This window comes from Arthrobacter yangruifuii (genome assembly GCF_009192775.1).
Taxonomy (GTDB): Bacteria; Actinomycetota; Actinomycetes; order Actinomycetales; family Micrococcaceae; genus Arthrobacter_B; species Arthrobacter_B yangruifuii.
Window position 1 is genome coordinate 203,933 of the sequence record NZ_VTFX01000005.1, and the last position, 19,208, is coordinate 223,140.

At 60.2% G+C, this 19,208-nt stretch carries 8 protein-coding genes; 5 read left to right on the forward strand and 3 right to left on the reverse strand.

Going from position 1 to position 19,208, the window contains the following annotated elements:
* Positions 1-12: 12 nt before the first annotated feature.
* Genes GD627_RS11905 through GD627_RS11915 form a run of 3 tightly spaced genes read right to left on the reverse strand, consistent with a single transcriptional unit; the run spans position 13 to position 6,693 of the window.
* Positions 13-513, reverse strand: a complete 501-nt coding sequence (locus tag GD627_RS11905) for a hypothetical protein (RefSeq protein WP_152272684.1) — start codon at positions 511-513, stop codon at positions 13-15.
* The gene (locus tag GD627_RS11910; protein ID WP_152272685.1) at positions 506-3,829 is read right to left on the reverse strand and encodes a UvrD-helicase domain-containing protein; all 3,324 of its coding nucleotides are present in this window, start codon (positions 3,827-3,829) and stop codon (positions 506-508) included. Before GD627_RS11910 ends, GD627_RS11905 begins: the two co-directional genes overlap by 8 nt.
* Positions 3,826-6,693, reverse strand: a complete 2,868-nt coding sequence (locus GD627_RS11915; protein ID WP_152272686.1) for a PD-(D/E)XK nuclease family protein — start codon at positions 6,691-6,693, stop codon at positions 3,826-3,828. The genes GD627_RS11910 and GD627_RS11915 overlap by 4 nt, the downstream gene beginning before the upstream one ends.
* A gap of 165 nt (positions 6,694-6,858) precedes the next feature.
* On the opposite strand from GD627_RS11915, the gene GD627_RS11920 reads away from it, so the two are divergent.
* The 5 genes from GD627_RS11920 to drmB all read left to right on the forward strand — a co-directional run bounded on the left by GD627_RS11920 (position 6,859) and on the right by drmB (position 19,154).
* Positions 6,859-7,704, forward strand: a complete 846-nt coding sequence (locus GD627_RS11920; protein WP_152272687.1) for a protein NO VEIN domain-containing protein — start codon at positions 6,859-6,861, stop codon at positions 7,702-7,704.
* Between the two features lie 213 nt (positions 7,705-7,917).
* A complete protein-coding gene (locus GD627_RS11925) occupies positions 7,918-12,681 on the forward strand; it encodes a sacsin N-terminal ATP-binding-like domain-containing protein (RefSeq protein WP_152272688.1) in 4,764 nt (1,587 codons plus the stop codon).
* On the forward strand, positions 12,678-14,195 hold the full coding sequence (locus GD627_RS11930) for a nuclease-related domain-containing DEAD/DEAH box helicase (RefSeq protein ID WP_152272689.1): 1,518 nt from the start codon (positions 12,678-12,680) through the stop codon (positions 14,193-14,195). The genes GD627_RS11925 and GD627_RS11930 overlap by 4 nt, the downstream gene beginning before the upstream one ends.
* Positions 14,192-17,359, forward strand: a complete 3,168-nt coding sequence (locus GD627_RS11935; protein WP_152272690.1) for a helicase-related protein — start codon at positions 14,192-14,194, stop codon at positions 17,357-17,359. The genes GD627_RS11930 and GD627_RS11935 overlap by 4 nt, the downstream gene beginning before the upstream one ends.
* Entirely contained in the window at positions 17,346-19,154 is a 1,809-nt protein-coding gene (gene drmB / locus GD627_RS11940; RefSeq protein ID WP_152272691.1) for a DUF1998 domain-containing protein, read from the forward strand. The genes GD627_RS11935 and drmB overlap by 14 nt, the downstream gene beginning before the upstream one ends.
* Positions 19,155-19,208 lie beyond the last annotated feature (54 nt).

A 19,208-nucleotide genomic window follows, 5' to 3' on the forward strand; every position in this document is an offset into this window, starting at 1 on the left:
TGATTTTGGGACTTACCGCCGAAGATTCGCAAAGGGTAACTGGCCGTAGGCGACGAAGAACTCCTCCATTAGCTCGTCCTCGACGACCTTGGCGGACCGATCGGTAACCGGAAGCCACGCGATACGCAGGTCGCGAGAGTTGGACAGCTGCCATATGTACCGCCCTCCCTTGTGGCCGACGGCTAGACCCTGACCGAACTTAGCGAACTCGCCGATCCGCTTTCGCAGACCGCGGGTGCCGTTCGCACCCGCATCGGCTTTGCCGATATATATCGTTGGGGCGTCCCACAACCGGCCCTTCAGCTTGGCAGGATCATCCGTCGGGTCCGTGCCCTTGAACCATCCGCCCACACTGGTGTCGAGCACTTCGTGCGTACTGTTCGTGCTCCGGAGCACTGAGTAGACACCGGGCTCGCGGGGAACGGTCGACAGATCGAGGTCGCCGAAGGCTTTGAAGCCGGCGAAGCCCCGACTTCTTAGATCCGATTCATTGAATGCACTCACGTCAACCACGCGTCCTCCTCAGAACCTCGGCACCGCTGGCGCGGCAGAAAATCAACACCAATTCGCTGACGTCTTCTCCGGTGATCCGGCCGATCATCTTGGCGTAGGTGCCCAGCTGCCGCCAATACGCGGCCAGCTGGTCCTCGCTGACGCTGATATCGGTCTTGAAATCGGCGACCACCAGGCTGCCGTCATCCTCCCGGTACATCAGGTCGATGATGCCCTCCACGGTGTGTCCGGACTCCGGCACCACGATTGGCAGCTCCAGCCAGTGCTCGTGTTCGGCAGCCCGCCGGACAGGGGCACTCTCCAGCGCTGACCGCGCCGACGCTTCCAGATCGGCAGCGTTGCGCAGGCCAGCACTTGCAGCAACGTCGGCCGCCAGAACGGGAAGCGACGGCGACAGCTCCAGATCCGTGAGTTCGAGCAGACGGTGCAGCGAGGTGCCGAATACCGTCCCGTGTTCCTCCGGCTTGCCGGCAAACCGGGGAAGCACTTCCTCGATTCCGGCCGGGGCATGGAACACGTCCGCGGTACCGTAGTCCGTCGTCACCCCATTACCGCCGCCCTTCGCCAGCGCGGTAACCGAGGTCCGTGACACACGCGCCGATTCCGCAGCCCAGCCGGCACTCGAAGCCAGCCAATCCTCCCAGCCAGGCACTGGAAGGGCTGTGCTTCGGTCTTTGTGCAGGGGGAGGAAATCCTCCGGCAACTCCAGATCCGGTGCCAGCTCGACGTCGTCCACCGACCCCAGGAGGGCGCTGAGGCTGCTGGACGAACCGCTGTAGTGCGAGACGACTAGATGGCTCTCTGCCCGGGTACAGGCGACGTAAAGCAGCCGTCGCCGTTCCGCCTCCGTGAACGTCTTCTCCACGTCGGCAGCTTCTGCATAGCCGTTTGTCGAGACCCCCTTGCGGAAGCGGATGAACACGTTGCCGGCCTCGTCCCAAAGGGCGGGCTCGGGTGAGTGCTTGGGAGCGGAGCCGGCACCGGCCAGAATCACCATCGGGAATTCCAGGCCTTTGGAGGCGTGGATGGTCATGATCCGAACCGCCTGCATATCGGTCTCGGGCACCATGGCCTCCTTGACGCGGGCGTTTTCCTCCTGCTGGACGGCAGTCCACACCAGATAGTCCCGCAGCCCACCGTGGGTCGCTTCCGTCCAGGCCCGGGCCTGATCGGTGACAAACCGGATCCGCCGCCACACGTCGCGGTAGCGCGGAGTATCAGTTGCTGCCTCCAGCACCCGCCGGTCGGCGGCGATGCGTTCGATCAGCTCCGCAGGGGAGAGCAGCGGCAGTTCCCGATGCAAACCGGACAGGTACGCCAGCCCGACGCGCACCGGGGAGTTCTCCTGTCCCTCGGGGGCCGGTGCGTGCAGGTTCCAGGCTCCGCCGGCCTGCTTCCAGCGGAAAAGGTCATCGTCGCCACAGGCAAAGAGCGCCGACCGCAAGGCCAAGACCAAAGCTGCCTGGTCGGCGGTGTTGGCCAGTGTCCGCAGCGCCAGCAGCAGGTCGGTGACTTCCTGCGTGGCGTAGACCAGTGAGGACGCTTCGGCCCGGTATTCGATGCCCGCGGCGTCCAGGGCGTCCTCCACGTAGGGCAGCGCGGTGCGGGTGGGGAGCAGGATGCAGACGTCCTGCAGCTGGAGCGGCCGCCGGGCAAACCCTTCCTTCTTCCCAGCCTGGTGCTGCCACGCCGGCGCTCCACCGGTACCGGTAGCCAGGCGGATCGCGGCGGCGATATCGGCAGCTTCCTGCCGGCTCCGGGACGCCGCGGTCACCTTCCCGTTCTCATCGGGAGTAGCACCGTTGCGTCCGAGCACGACGACGGCGGGACCGTCGTCGTCGTTCCAGGCCGGCCGGGCCGGGTCCGGAACCAAGGGATCGTACGGAGGCTGGATGGTCCCGTTGCCTACGATCAGGTGATTGAAGACCGCGTTGATCCAGTCCAGCAGCGCCGTTCCGGAGCGGAAGTTGGTCTGCAGGGTAGCCACCTCGGAACCCGGATCCGAGACGGCGCGGGCACGGGCGGCGAGGAAGGTGGCGATGTCAGCCCGGCGGAAGCGGTAGATGGACTGCTTCGGATCACCGACCATAAACAGGCGTCCCGGTGCCACCGGAAGGTCTTCCCAGCCGTCGGGTCCGCAGCTGGTGTCCGCCGCCAGACGGACCGCGATCTCGGCCTGGACCGGATCGGTGTCCTGGAATTCGTCGAGCATGAGGTGCGTGTAGCGCCGATGCAGGGGCAGGCGTGCAGGGGCGTGGGCTTCGGTGTCTCCCACCAGCAGGTCGCGGGCGTGGACGAGCAGGTCGTGGTACTCCAGCTCGCCGCTGCGCTGGCGCACCTTCGCCGCAGCCAGCAGGACGTCAGCCAGGACCGCGCTGACCGTGTTGACTGCAGGGGATACTTGGCGCGCAATCAGCCCGTCCCGCTCTTCGACCAACAGTTGGAACTGCTGCTGGACGCTCTTGACGTCGCCGCCCCAGTTCTTCTTGGAGCCCTTCCGGGCGTAGCCGGTGGAGGGCAGGGCGTTCAGAACATCGATAATCCTCCCGAAATCCCCCGATCCGCGAACCTCCTCGAGCTCGTCCCGCCACTCCTGCACCAGGGGGAAGCATGCCAAGAGCTTGTCCGTCGGATCGGTGCAGACAGCCTTCCGCTCGAGGACCAGATCAGCGGCGCGCAGCAGCGGCCCGACATCGAGCACCGGAACGCTCTGCCGCAGCGGCGGGTGGGTCCGCAGCCGATCCCAGTTGCCGTCGAGGGCAGCGGCAACACTTCGCAGCTGGTCCAGAGTCACGCCGACGGCGAGTAGCACCCGAAGCGCGGCGTCGGCCGCCTGATCGGTGAACAGTGCCTGGCGTGCCTCTTCCCACCGGTGTTCGAAGGCGATCTCGGCGCGAAGCTCATCCACCACGGTGATTAGCGGCGGCACCCCGGCCTCGATGGGGTATTCGCCGATCAGCCGGGCAGCGAAAGAGTGGATGGTCCCGATGGGCGCGGCATCGAGGCGATCCAACGCGGTGTTCCGCCGCTCGGTCCGGAGGTCATCCAGCCCGTAGCTCTTGGCCAGTTCGCCGCGCAGCCGGTCGCGGAGCTCACCGGCGGCTTTCTCGGTGAAGGTGATGGCGGCAATCGCGCCGACGTCGACGCCGCCGTCCACCAAGGCGGCGATGCGCCCGACCAGGGCATGGGTCTTGCCGCTTCCGGCGCCCGCCTCGACGAACACGGTGGTGTCCAGGGCATCGCCGATGACGTGCCGGTCATCGGCGTCCTTCAGGTTCGGCTGGGCCGGGAACGGGGAGGTCTTCGGCTGGCTCATTTGTCCTCCTCGAAGAAGCGGGAATACTCGCTCAGGGCGGGGCTGTCCTTGAGCCGCTCCCAGGTGTGCCGCATACCGGCGGCGCCCATCAGGGTGGTGTGGTTGATGTAGTGGTCCGATTCGGGCCGGGGCGGAAAGATCCCTGTCTGCAGGGCCGCCACGACCAGTCCGGCGTCCTCGCGGAGCCGGGCCTCGACGTCGGGGCCCACCTCGTAGCCCACCCGTTCATACTTCCCGGCGGCGGTGATGAACCGATATTCGGCACGGACTTCCGCTCCGGGCTCCGTGGCTAAACGCCGGGCGAACACTCCATAGACCGGCAGCTGGAATCGGGTTCCGCCTGCGGTGGGATTCTCGCGGGTCAGCTTCTTATACTTGTCCGCCTTGCCTGTCTTGTAGTCGATCACCAGCACCTCTCCGCTGGAGTGCCGGTCCACACGATCGACCTTGCCGCGGAACCTGACGGTGCTGCCGTTCGGCAGGTCCAATTCCACAGGAGGTTCACCGGCCTCGGCGCCGAACTCGGCTTCCACCGCTACGTGCTGCCAGCCGGCGTCGCGAGCCTGCTGGTCCATGTCATGGACCCTCTGCAAGTCGGTGCGGATCCGGGACTTGTCCCGGTCCCAGGTGTGCCGCAGCCAGGCCGGATTGGTAGTGGCCTCAAACGCGTTCTCGGCAATTTCCAGCAACCGCTCGGAGGAAGCCGTCTGGCTGCCATCCGTCAGGCCGCGGACGTAGTCCTCGAGTATCCGGTGCATCAGGTTCCCGCGCTGCAATCTGCTGATCTGGACCTCAAGAGTCACGTCCTCAAACAGCTCGGCCTTCAGGACGCGGCGCAGGAAGTACGCCAGAGGGCTGACGACCCAGTCCTCCAGGTTGGTGGGGGAGATGGGCTTCCGGGGATCGATGATCGGTCCGGAGACTCCGGCGAGGTTGCCGTTGAAGCGGGAAAAGGTTCCGTTCCGGCGGTCGGCCCGTACTTCCAACACCGTGTCGAGTACCGGATCTGCGGCCAAATGTCCGGAGGACAGAAGTCGGCGGACGCGCCACTCCTGGCCCGTGGCTGCCACACTCGTGGGGGAACCGTGCGTCAGGTCATGGGCGAAGGAGGGCAGAGCCGTCACCTTTGTGCCGGCCAGCCAGCGCGAAGGCTGCAGGGTTCCGCCGGCGCGCAGGTTGCCGCGGGGAAACAGGATGGTGCGTTCGACGCCGGTGGCGAGCAGCCGCTGGAACTGTTCCTTCCGGGCGGCGGCACGTTCGTGGACGGTCGGCAGCTTTACCGCGAGCAGATGGCCGGCGCTGTCCGGGAGTAGCGGATTTTCCCGGATACGGGCGGGGGCGAGTCCGTCCGCCGCGCCGGTGACGAAGACGACGTCGAGATCCCGGCCCACGCCGTCGTCGTAGGATCCCAGGATTACCCCGGTGCCGCTGCTGCCGGCCCAGAACCGGCGGGCCTCGATACCGCGGGCGACGGCGGACCGTATCGCCGCGGCGGTGGGCGCCGGGGCGATTCCGTGCAGCAGTTCGAGGTCGTGGATCACGTCGTGGAGCGTCTTGCGGGCCGTGGCGAGTTCCGGGCGTTCCGTTGCGGTTCGCGGGGCAAGGAACTCCGTGATGAAGCCGCCCAGAGTGCCTGCGGCCTCGGTCCAGGTGCGGGCGGCGAAGACCTCGGCCAGCCGTTTGCCCAGGACCGCGATGAACCCGGTGAACTGGGCGTAGTCCTGCTGCCGCTTCTGTTCTGCTTCCGTTGGTTCCTGACCTTCGTCCGCGTCCTCCTGTTCGGCCGGAGGAGAGGCGTGCAGCCGCTCGCAGACGGCGCTGCTGGGCAGGTTTTCCTGGCTCCAGTACAGGACACCCTGTGCCATCACGTCCAGGATCACCCGAACATCGGGGTCCGCCGGGTCGAGGCTGAGGAGATTCACCAGCCCGCGGGCCAGCGCTGTGTCGGCCAGGCCATGCGCTGACGGGCCGACGAAGGTGATGCCGGCTTGGTCGAGGCGTTGGGCCAGCAGGGAACGATAGGGGTCGGCGGCGGAATAGAAGATGCCGATGCGATGGCCGGGAGTGCCTGTTGCCAGTTTGTTGATGACCAGGCGGACGACGGCGCGTGCTTCGTCGTCGGCGTCGGACGCGCTGAGGACCTGCTCGCCCAGGGCGGGGGAGGACGCCGCGGTGAGGTAGGCGGTGCGCGCGTGCTGTCCGAGAGCGGCACGGAACGCTGCGGCGGACGGGTCCTGCCCGTCGGCGAGCTGGAAACCGATCACCGGGCCGAGGAGCTTGCGGATCCGCGGCATCTGCAGGGCTGCAGTGGCAGCGGAGTAGAGGTCGTGTTTGGTGTACCAGCTGCTCCCTAGGATCCTGGCAGCGGCCTGGTGGACGCGGGCGACCTCGTGTACCAGCGGCGATAGGCCGGTTACGTCCTCGGGACAGGCTGCCTCCAGGGATGCGGAGGTCGTAGCGATCGCACGTGCGGTGGCCGGCTGGTCGGCGACTTCGGCAAACAGTCCGGGTGTGTCGGCCAGCACTGCGGTGACGGCGCCTTCGCGGACCATGGCCGGGAGCGGGGCGCGGCCTGACAACTGGCAGTCGGCGGCTACTAGTTCCTCGGCCAGATCGTCCAGCGTGGTGGTGCGGACGGCGGCGCTGCCGCGGCCGTCGTTGAGGATTCGGCCCAGATAATGGGCCAGGTCCAGGGCGGAGGCATGGCTGGGCGCGATCACCGTGACCGGCTGCAGCGGCCGGCCCTGCTGGGCCTGGGCGACGGCCTCGGCTAAGGCCTGCAGCGCCTTCGGTGTGCTGGCGTACGCCCGCGGCCGAACGTCTGGGCCCGGTGCTGAATCAGCACCGGATGAATCTATACTCAATGAACTCCCCCTTGTTATTAAGTGCACTCAACGTACCAGCAGGTACTGACGAGTCCTGGTAGTCGGACGTGTCCCTTACCGACGGGGCATGGCGAACCGCGGGAGGAGAGTGTTTGTCGCTGCGCCCCTACGGGGTGGATTTCATCGCACGGTTATGCTCAGTAAATGACACTGGGGGAAACAGGTAAATCGTGGAGCGACGCAGAGATCGCTCTGACCATTGAGGCGTATTTCCGGATGCTTCGCTCTGAGTTGGAGGGCGAGCCGTATAACAAGCGCGCGGCCAATCGAAAGCTCCAGGAACAGATCGGCAGAAGCCCTGGAGCTATTGAGTTCAAGCACAGCAACATAAGTCACGTACTGCGTGAAATGGGCTCGCTGTATATCGAGGGATACAAACCACGAAGTAATGTTCAGGAAGCGCTGCGCAATGCCGTGCAAGCGGAACGCCAGAGCAATGACGACCTCGACTCCCTCATGCTGAAGGTGATCGATGCACCGGAGATCGGGCCAACGGACTACGTGTTGGCAGAGGAAACAGCGCCGGTGATCGAAGTCTCCGAAAAAGTTTTTCAGGGGCATTCCGTTGGACGGATCGATTTCCCGAGAGTTGAAGCGATGAAGCGCGCGTTAGGACTTGCTGGAGAAGAATCAACGGTGGAGTTTGAGCAGCTCCGGTTACATGCCGCTGGGCGCAAGGATCTGGCGAAGAAAGTTCAGCATGTTTCCCTGTCTGAAGGAGACGGTCTGGGGTACGACATTCGTTCGTTCAATACCGACGGAAGCAGCAGGTTCATCGAGGTCAAGACAACTCGCAGGTCAAAGGAGTGGCCCTTTTTCGTGAGCCGCAACGAGTTGAGGTTCAGCAGGGAAGAGCCAACGAACTACTACTTATATAGATTGTTCCAGTTCGGCAAGCCAAAGCAGGCGTTTTATACCCTCCGAGGGTCCCTTGAGGAAAGCTGTGTCTTGCGGCCGTATGACTATTCCGCTGTACCTCGCAGTTCCTGAGAGCGTAACCATCCGCAGGATGGGCAACGCCCCAGATAAACCTTCGGGTGCGAATCAGCGGAATTAGTCCCCGGTCAGAGTTCACAAGCTAGGCCATGTCCTCGGGAATAGTGAAAGTCCTAAAGGGCTACCTGTGTGTCCTCAATCCCATGTACTGGTGCGCGGATATGGTGGGTGCATAGGACACAGAAAAGCTGGGGGTAAGAAATGTCGATGGTGACAGAGGATTGGGTGCCGGATAAGGCGCTCAACCATGAGGTCGAAGAACAGTTCCGTAGTGCGATAAACGCATACACGGCCAGACCGACGCTCATAACTGAGCATGCGAACCACGAGGAATCCATTCGCACAGGTGGATACGCAAGCCGCACTCTTCTGGAACTCGTTCAAAACGCGGCAGATGCAATGGCCGGCAGTGAAGACGCTGACGACATAGGCAGAGTGGAGATTGTTCTCGACCCCGTATCCCAGGTCCTATACTGTGCAAACTCGGGGCGCCCGTTCTCGAAAAGCGGTCTCGTGGCAATAACACACGCCCACTTGAGTGGAAAACGCGGCGACGAGATCGGTCGATTCGGTTTGGGGTTCAAATCCGTTCTCGCCGTGAGCGACAGGCCGCAGGTTTTGAGCCGATCCGTTGCATTTGAGTTCAACTCAGAGGAAGCGAACGCTGCGCTTAGGGGAATCGGAGCTCCTACGAGGCATTTGCCCGTGCTTAGGACCGCTACCCTCATTGACGCAGCGGCCGAGATTTCTTCCGACCCAATCACGGAGGACCTGGCGAAATGGGCGACTACTATTGTACGTCTTCCCAGGGTGACCGGACTAGACCGGCTGCGTCGAGAAATGGAGACGTTTTCATCTGAGTTTCTGCTGTTTGTCGGGGCGGTCCGCGAGGTTCGGCTGAGCGTTATTGGCGATGACGGTTTCACGACCAGTCACGTTTCGCGGAATCTGGGTGATGGTCACTTCAAAATCGAGCGGCCCGATGGTACTGGCGATGAATGGCTCGTCAATAATGGTATGCATGCCCCAAGTATTCTTGCGCGCCGTGAGGTGGGGGAAGCGGTATCAAGGGATGAAATCAAAGTCAGCGTTGCTGTGCCTTTAAAGCGGCGAAGGGCAAACGCAGAGACGGGTGATCTCGGTACCCAAGTCGGTCAATTTTGGAGTTACTTCCCACTCCAGGACAAGACCTCAGCAACGGGGTTTTTCAATGCTCCTTGGAGCGTCAACGACGACCGGACGACACTGCTAAAAAACGGTTATAACCGCGAGATTCTGGCGACGTTAGCCGAATTATTTGTTGAACTTCTCCCTCGTCTGAGTACCAAGGAAGACCCTGCCGCCCATTTTGACTACCTTCCTGCGCGAGGACGCGAAGCGATTTACTTCGGTGATCAGGTTCTGGGCGCGCTGGTACCCCCGCTCGCTGTTGCCGCGGCGTTGATCCCGGACGGATCCGGAGATCTCTGTGAACCCGGGGAACTTAGACCGCTTGATTTTTCCTGCGACTGGGACATTCCTGAGGCAGCACATCAAGGGTGGATAATCTCTCCGAACACCGTGAAAGATGTCCCGCACTGGCGTTGTTATAGCACGGGTCAGCGTGCCAAAAGGCTGGAGGACCTCTTCCTTGCAAGCGTATATCCAAACCTGTACGACGAAGAGAGCCGCAGCAAAAAGCGTGCATTAGAGCTTGTGCCTAAAAGAGGTATTCAGTCTTGGTTGAGAGAATGGGCAGACGGCTCTGATCCACGGTCAGCGGCGAATGCCTTGCGTGTTGTACTGAAGAACCGAGGACGAGATGAGGCGGAAAAGGCCCGCGTCATTCCCACCAACGATGGATTGCGATCTTTAACCGACCGGAGCGTCGTGTTCCTCCGGAAGGTTGATGATCTTGAAATCGATGGTGCCGTATTCGTAACGCCCGAGTTCCTCAGCTTGCCCGATGTGGAGAAGATCCTTAAGTCCGCTGGATTTCGGGATCTTGATCCGGAGGCTATTTTCACGGCCCGCTTGAGCCGCTTGACCTCGATGGCAAGCGATGAACTGCAATCAAAATTCTGGGATTCGGCTCTTGGGGTCACTCTGCGGGACGCCGTCAGAGTCGTCAGAGCGAATCCGACGGCACGTATCCTAGTTCCCACAAAAGATGGCGAATGGCGCTGGCCCCAGCAGGTATTGGATGTCGATGGCGAACTTCCGGCGGCTGATCCAGGCCTATTGCTCGACCGGCAGCGTTGTCTTCCGACGTTGGCACATGAGCTGGGTGTAGCAAATCGCCCCCTTGCTGACTTCTCGCTTGAGGACGAATCGGCCGCTCAGGACTATCAGGATTGGGTTTTGGAAGAGCTCAATAGCAGACTCACCCATGGTGACAGGCCGATCGAACGCATTTCTCTGTACCCGACCGGCTCGCATTCGCCGGGTCCCTTTTCAGCGTTGTTTTTGTTTGAGAAGTCGGGCGCAAGTGACCAGATGCGAGAGTCGTGGACACGCCAGCTCCTGGAGTTTGGAGATACACCGTGGGACTGTGAGGATACAGCAACCGGGGTTTCCTATCGGGTTAAATCTCCTGTCAGGTGGGCGGTGGAACGTGCCGGTCTGCTCCGCAGTTCTAGGGGATATCGTCCGATTGCCGATCTCGTAGCACCATCTCTCGTACAGTACAGAGAGCTCCTTCCTCTATACGAGGGCCCTAGGGCAATTGTTGATGCCCTTCGGCTCCCTGGCGAGCTTCGACTGGTCCCGGACTTCGTCCTTCGGGACGCGCTCAACGTCGATCTTCTGCCGCCCAAGTTCTCTAACGACTTGCTGGTCGAATTTATTTTGGAAGCGACTAGCCGTGCCTACCCGGCCAGCAAGCCATCAAGAATCCCAGCTCGTGTAGGCCAAATAGTGGAGTCCTGCCCAGCTGGAGCTGTATATGTTGCAGTCACCGATGAACAGCGGCAATACCTCGCCGCGCATCAGAGACCCTTTTTGTTTGCCGACGAGTCCCAGGCGGAACGGCTGGTGAACGAAGTTGGCTGTCTTCGTTTCGAAGACAGCTTCTCGTTCTCTACACGTATTGACGGCGAGCAGGACTATGAGCCGCTTCTCGATGTGTTCACTGGGTTACGCAGTTGGCCGACGATGACGGACCTGAGCAATGTGGCCATTGCTCGGGCAGAGTCTGTCGCCAAATGGGTGACGACCAAGGATGGGGTCGAAACTCAGTCGCTGGACTATTACCATGAAGGTTTCAAACTGACTGTACGGACGAACATTGACGAGCGCGAGACTCTCCGCATCGTCAGTAAGTCCCTCGATCTGGGTCTCAACAATTCGGACATCGAAAGCATTCTCAAACAGGGAGTTGACTACCGCCTCGAAATGATGCGCCAGGAAGCGCTGGCAGCACCGACGGACGTCGATCGGTTGGAGGTATATTTCGGTGCCGATGATCTTCGAGAGGAACTGCCAACGGGACTGTGGCATGGACTTAAAGCTCAGAAGTTAGTGAACCGGGATACATCTATTGCAGAGCTGTTCTTGTCAGTTTACGGTAAGGACTCTGTCAGCAAACTGGCTGATCTCTTCCGTCGAGAAGGGTTCCCCGATGTACCGACTCAGTGGGCCGGCGGAGCCGCAACCATTTCGTGGCTGAGGAAGATGGGGTTCGGCACAGAATTCGCAGGGCAGAGAGGTCAACGGCAGGAGGCAGAGTTTGTCGTACCGGGTGCGACCATCCTTCCCGGCCTGCACAGCTACCAGACGCAAATAAGCGATGAGCTGGCTACCGTGTTACTGGAAGTTGGTGAAGGTGGAAAGCGTTCAAAGGCGATGGTCGAATTGCCTACCGGCGCTGGGAAAACCCGCGTAGCGACGCAGACAATCCTGCAGCTTTTTGTAGACGGCAAACTTCAAGGACCCATTCTGTGGATTGCCCAGTCTCAGGAACTTTGCGAACAAGCGGTTCAAACGTTTAGCGAAGTATGGAGAGGTCTTTGCACAGAGCAAGGAATCGACCTCCCACTCACTGTAGGACGCCTGTGGGAGAGCAATGAGGTGCATGAGCCCGATACAGACCTGAGCGTAGTTGTTGCGACTGATGCAAAGCTTGAAGTTATTATCGGGCGCACTGAATACGAATGGCTCCGCAGTGCAAATGCTGTCTTCGTGGATGAAGGCCATGTAGCGGGAACTTCCACCCGATACACGAGAATCCTAAGTTGGCTGGGGGTTGATGGCCGAAGTTGGGAGCGTCCACTTGTCGGCCTTTCAGCAACCCCCTTCAAGGGCACCTCCGCGCAAGCCACGGATCAGCTAGCTGCTCGTTTCGGTCGGCGGAAGCTGGTTGCGTTTCCCGAAAACCCTTATCAGGAGTTGGTCGCACTCGGCGTCCTCGCCAAGGTAGAGCACCGGGTGCTGGAGGGGGCCGAAATCGAGTTGACGGGTGCGGAGGAGAGTGAGGCAAAACGAACCAACCGCATCAGCAACTCGGTCCTGGACCGGGTTGCAACAAATCATGCACGTATGTCGGTTCTTGTGAATAGCATCATGGGTCTCGAACCGGATTGGGGTAGGTCAGTTCTCGCGTTCACGCCCAACGTGCTTTCAGCCCAGGTGTTAGCTGCGACGTTGCGATTCCGTGGAATTGAAGCGGCCTCTGTTAGTGGCCAAACCGGCCGACAAGAGCGCCGAGATTTAATCAGGAGATTCAAAGATGGAGACATCCAGGTCCTCACCAACTGCGATTTGCTAACACAGGGTTTCGACGCACCCGGAGTAACCTCCCTCTACATCGCACGTCCGACGTTCAGCCCCAACGCATACATCCAAATGGCCGGTCGTGGTCTGCGCGGACCACGAAACGGCGGAAAAGAAAAGTGTCTGATTGTGGATATGGCGGACAACTTCGGAAGCGCAGACATCAATCAGTTGCTTGGTTTCCGTGAATACGAAGCACTATGGCAGGAGCAGCAGTCATGATTCTTGTCCCCGACCTACCGACGATCACGCAAACGGCCCAAAGCGAAGCCGAACGCCGAGTGGCACGCTTGCTCCACTTGATTCCTTCTGAGGACGCGGTCGCCTTCCACTCGGTAAAACTTCGCTCTCACCAGTACAAGCAGATGGCCGAAGCAGATTTCGTGATCCTATGGAAGGGAGTTGCCATAGTCATTGAGGTCAAGGGTGGTGGCGTTAAGAAGTTTCAAGGGGTTTGGTACTCGACCGACAGGTTTGGTGACTCCCATCGCCTCAGCTCCTCGCCGATGGAGCAGGCACGGACAGCGATGTTTGCGCTCAAGGACATCCTCGAACAGGACAGACTCGGTTGGTTCCCCGCCGAGGCTGGGGTAATTACCCCCGATACGAATGCACCTCCTTCCTCAACAGAGTGGAAGTCAACACACTGGCTGGCAAAAGAAACAATGTCCGCGGCGTCCCTCGCTGGTGCATTAGATGTGATCGCGAAATCCGCGCCGACCGCGCGTTCCGGAGTGCGTAAGGCTCGCGTTGATGAACTCCGGGCGCGGTTGTTTGGGGAGTTCTCGCGGATGCCTGTTATTGATGCGCAGCGGGGTGCGGTGCTCGAAGAACAAAGCCTTGCCACCGAGCAACAGGCCAATGTTCTCGCAGGTCTTGCCAAAAATCGGAGGATTATGGTCCTCGGGGGTGCGGGCACTGGCAAATCAGTGGTTCTTGCCGAGGCAGCCAGACAGGAGGCAGATGCTGGCCGTTCAGTGCTGGTGACATTTCGTTCACCTGGTCTCCGCAATTTCTTTGAACCGCTTCTTAGCGGATCTGACGTGGAACTCCTCGAGTTTGATCAGCTGGATGGGACTAAGCAATTCGATGTGGTCCTGGTTGATGAGGCACAGGATCTCATGTCCGACGACGCGATGGATCTTCTTGACCGGATTGTCGTGGGCGGCCGCACGGGGGGACGTTGGCGTATGTTCCTGGACCCGAACAACCAGGCTCATGTCGACGGGCGCTTCGACGCCGAAGTATTGGAACTCGTCAGTTCGGATGCCATGGAGTACGAGCTAAGCAAGAACGTGCGAAACACCAGATCGATCGTCCACGTCGTCCAGGAGTACCTTGGAGCAGACGTTGGTGATCCAGGCATCGTCAACGGTGAACGAATCCAGTGGAAATGGGTGCAGGAGGGCGAAGCACTCGATTTCGCGCTTAATCTGGCGAAACAGCTCAAAGAAGGCGGCTCGCGGGCCACTGACATCTGGGTTATCCCGGTGGTGGCGGAACGTGCGCTAGATGAGGCTCGAGACGGCTTCCGCGTGCTAAGCCCACGTGTTGCGAAGGGGCTGGAAGCCGAGCACGTCATCGTTTGTGATCTCCCATCCGAGTACGGCGATGAGCAGCTTTCCGCGCTATACGTCGCAGTAACACGCGCGAGGGTGACGTTGCACATCGTGGCAACTCATGCGGATAAGAAGCGCCTCCAAGCGTTGGGGCGTATGTCTGGGGTTGAGTCATGACTCTGACTCCTCGTCAAACTGAGGCTCTTGGCCACCTGCGAAGGGCGTATGTCGGGCCCGAAGAGGGCGCGGATGAAGTCCTTTTCAACAGGCCCTCCCTTCAGTACGCAGTTGGCATGTTGTTCCCGATGGATGACAGCTCAGACAGCACGCCAAAGACGGTCGACGCACAGGATTTCCTTCTAGCGGACGTGGGTGAGGGTGACCTCGAAGAGATCGCAGCGGCCCCCCCCTTGGCTGAAGACTGGCGCCCTTCCTCTGTGGCTCTCTCCTTCGTTACCACAGGGGAAGCAATCATCTGTGACTTCTCGGCTGCCACCTACGAGGCCGTACTGGATGAGGGTCCACTGCGCTGGCAACGGACCGGACACGCTGCCCCCGATGTCAAACTCATTCGGGGCGCGACCTCCCAACATCCGATTGATGTCGGAGGGTTGCCGGCGGAGATCGGGTCTCGTTGGCGCCCGTACGGTGATGCGTGGCTCGTAACGGTACATGTCCGGCTGCTGGCTCATACAACTGGCGACGACCGCGAGGACATTAGCCGGATGCTCTTCCAGGTGGAACTCCAAGCCTCAGCTAGCGGAGGGGGACAGATCGTAGAATACGACGTCGGAAGCGCGATCGACGTCGATCGAGAGTCACGAGAGCTTCGATTGCGGTACCGTGACCGGAAAATCTTCGGTATCGGGCACGGGATGGCTGCAGGCTGGGATGTTGACGAATCCGGCAACTGTACGCGTGTGTTTCTTGATCCTGTGCCCCATTTTGTGGTTCCCAGTATTGAACAGGCCGGAGGAAACGACTTGGGTGAGGCTGCACGAAAGTCTCTAGACCTGGGTTTCCTCGAGAGCATTGACCGGGACGCTCAGCCAGTTGTTGCTGCTTTGGAAGCCTTTGTAGAGTCTTTCGGTGTGTGGGTGGATGGCCAAAAGCTGGCGGCGTGCCCGCTTGGCGAGGATGCTCAGGGGATTGCACTCCGTTCTGATATTGCACTGGGGCGGATGAAAGCTGGAGTCTCTTTGCTTGCAGATCCTGCTCAGCCACAGGTGCGACGGGCGTTCTCCCTCGGCATGGCGGCAATGAGACTCCAAATGAGTCAAGCTGACTTGGGCCGCGGCAAAACAGAGACAAAACCGGCCTGGCGTCCTTTCCAGCTCGGGTTCCTACTCGTTGCGCTTGCATCGACGGTAGATGAAGACCACGACGACCGCGAACTCGTTGATCTGATCTGGTTCCCAACAGGCGGTGGAAAGACAGAGGCTTACCTTGCCTTAGCTGCTGTCATAATCTTCCTTCGCCGCCTGGTATACGGAACGAAGGGTGGTGGCACAGCTATTATCACGCGGTATACCCTGCGGCTGCTCACATCTCAACAGTTCCAACGGTCAGCATCGTTGATATGTGCGATGGAGCTTCTACGCCAGACGGATGAGCGTGTCCGAGGAATGGCGCGTTTTTCTATCGGTTTGTGGGTAGGGAACGAGGTAACTCCGGGAACACGTGAGGACGCTAAATATGCGCTGAAGCGACTTTACAAGGCTCAGCATCCCCAGGATGCTAACAAGTTCCAAATCACCGAATGTCCCTGGTGCCTGGCAGAGCTTGTTCCCGACCGTAAGAGTGATAAGAGCACGGAATACGGTGCTCAGCTAGTTGGCAGGGACGTAGTTTTCCGGTGCGTTAATGTTTCGTGCGAGTTTTCCTCGCGGGAACTTCCCATGAATGTAGTGGATGAGGTTCTCTACGATGAACCGCCAACTTTTCTGCTCGCTACGGTCGATAAATTCGCTCGGCTTCAGTTTAAGGAAGAAGCAGGACGTCTGCTCGGGATTGGCACCATTTTTAAGCAGCCCTCGTTGATTATCCAGGACGAACTGCATCTTCTCTCCGGACCACTTGGAACAACTGTCGCCGTCTTCGACGCCGTTATTCAGCTCCTCCTCAGCCGATCCGGTACACGACCAAAAATTGTCGCTTCGACTGCAACCATCCGGGCGTCTGGCGAGCAGGTACGAGGCCTTTATGGACGAGAAGTTGCCCTTTACCCGCCGGCGAGTATAGACGGTGACACCACGTTTTTTGCACGCCCCGTAAGCAATGGGGAGGGGAGGCTGTACATTGGTCTAATGCCGCAAAGCGTGTCCCAGGCGACGGCGTTGATAGCGGCAGCATCTCCGATGCTCGAACTGCCGCACGTACTGAACGACGTTGAGGGGGTTGGTGGGCGCCTCGACCCATACTGGAGCCTGGTAACGTACCACAACAGTCTTCGCGAGCTGGGCCGCACCGGTGCACTTTTGTTGGACGATATCAATGGGCGGCTGGAAACGCGTGCGGAGCGCCTCGGACGGCGACTCCGATCCGTTCGGGCGGCACATATCCTCGAACTCACGAGTCGGCGCGGACCGGAGGAACTTCCTAAAGACTTGAGGCAGCTCAGAGTAGACGCCGATGAATCGGCCGAAGCGGTGGACGTGGTGCTGTCTTCAAATATGCTGTCGGTCGGAATCGACGTACAGCGCCTTGCCCTGATGCTCATGGTGGGGCAGCCGAAGACGACCGCCGAATACATCCAGGCAACCAGCCGTGTTGGACGAGGCGACATTCATGGAATTGTTGTGACCTTGTTTCGATCGAACCGGGCCCGGGACCGCTCGCACTTCGAAACCTTCCGCGGATACCACGATGCCCTATACCGAAGTGTGGAACCCACAAGCGTCACACCCTGGTCCTTATCATCTCGCGACCGGTCTCTCGCCGGGGCAACAATTGCCCTAATCCGCCATTCTTTCCCTGCCCTGGCGGGAGACGCTGCTGCTGGGGCCTTCAATCTCGCGGACACGCGATTCCGGGCAGCGCTCGACCCACTGATCGCCACTTTTCTAAAGTACGTCACCAACGCAGACCCTGAAGAGATGGACGAGGCGTCGGATCAACTGTGGAAGATCCTGCGGGAGTGGGACCGCAAGGCGGATGCCGCACGTGCCGAGGGGCAGCCGCTTCGCTATGAGCGTCGGAAGGCGGGACAACTGGCACTCGTGAAGCGCTACGGAGAACCAGGAGACGAGTGGGTGGTTGGTGATTCAATGCGTTCGGTGGAGCCGAACGTGTCGGTCGAGGTTCAGGAACCCGAAAGAGAAGTGCAACGTGCAAAACATTAAGCATGACCTACGACTTTCCGAGACGGTTTCGCCGTTCGGTGTCGGTGCGATAGTGGACGTGCGCGGTGAATCGCTGATAGCCCCCGACACGTCCTGGTGGAATCGGAGAATATCGCCGGAGATCCACTGTGACCGGTTGGTCGCCCAGCTAGGCGGGGGTATCCTCAAACAGGCCCCGACACATTCCGGTACCGCGGGCAACGACACACCAAGCCTTCTATATTGGCGCTTTCCGGCATGGCGGTTCTGTGAAAGATGTTTGAAGCTGTCGAAACTGACAGGAATCGACAAGGGCAAATTCCGCAACGCATGCGACTGCGGCGGGGCCCTCGTCCCAATGCGATACGTAGCAGTGTGCAAGACAGGGAGCCATATACAGGATGTTCCCTGGTTTAAATGGTCACACCGCGGATATGACAAGGGCGTAACAGAAGAGGTTCGCTTCTGCCGGGCCTACGCGGAACTCCGCTTCGTGAGATCCAGCAAACGCGGCGAGGGTCTTGCATCCCTCCGGGTCGAGTGCGGGAAATGCAAAAGGTCCCGCCCACTCTCAGAGCTGGTGGGCAGCGACTCGCTCATCCGCGATGGTATCAAGTGCGACGGGAGACAGCCGTGGGAGTCAGAAGACGCGACTACGAAACCCTGCGAGGCCTCTCTCATTGCCGTGCAACGAGGAGCCAATGGAAACTACATCGCCGAACGGGTTTCGGCCTTAGATATCCCGGAGGAAAGACCCCGCTCCCTGCAGATAGTTGAACAGGTGCGGACCCACGATCTATACACACGACTGGTCGAGGACAACGGTGGTCCAAAATCAGAGCAGATCGCCGGCTGGATCGCGGAAGAACTCGATACTGGAATCAACGACGTCCTCGCCGCCGCGTTTGCCAACGATGGTGCGTCTGAAACACAAGTCCATAGCCTAAAGGACGGTGAATGGGCCGCATTTACAAAAAAGATGAAGCAAAGGCGCGACCTGGCCCAAGGCAACTTCATCGTGGATGGCTGGACACCAAACGATTACCCACGTTTACACACGGAAATCCACCCTGTTCTGTCCGGTATCGGGCAGGTACGGCGGGTGCGCGAAGTGCGAGCGCTCAAGGGATTCCGTCGGCACACCCCTGAATCGGATTTCGTTCGCGCGGATCTAGACCGCGACCCTAAGCATCGCCCCGTCTATCCTGCCCTGGAATTGTTTGGGGAGGGTATATTCCTTCGATTCGACGAGTCGGTGCTTTCCAACTGGGAGGCGCAGCCAGCCGTGAAAGCTCGCGCCCGGATCCTGGCGGACCGACGTTCCCAATCTGAGTGGGCACACCGGCTTGATGTTCCGGAACCTCGGTTTGTAGCGCTCCATACCATTGCGCACCTTCTCGTACGGCGGCTGGCATTCGCTAGCGGTTACTCATCAGCGGCCCTGCAGGAGCGGGTCTACGCCAACTCCGAACGATCGGACAAGACCGCGGGAATCCTCATCTATACCGCCGCCGGAGATGCTCAAGGAACGCTAGGCGGGCTTGTACGATTAGGCAACCCGCGGCATCTATTCCCTCTGCTGGTGGCTGCACTGGACGATGCCGACGTGTGTTCGAACGATCCCGTCTGCATCGAAAGCGACCGGCAAGGGGCGTCGCAGCTTAACCTCTCTGCCTGCCATGGTTGCGCCCTCATCAGTGAAACCTCGTGTGAGACGGGTAACCGGCTCCTGGATCGTCAGTTAGTGCTCGGTGGCAGCGAGGTTCCTGGTTTGTTGGAAGACGTGCTGAAAGCGGTTCGCAATTCAACCCGATAGTCCTGAAGATTAGGGTCACTTTCCCGCTTTCCCATCGATCGTTGTTAGTTGGCC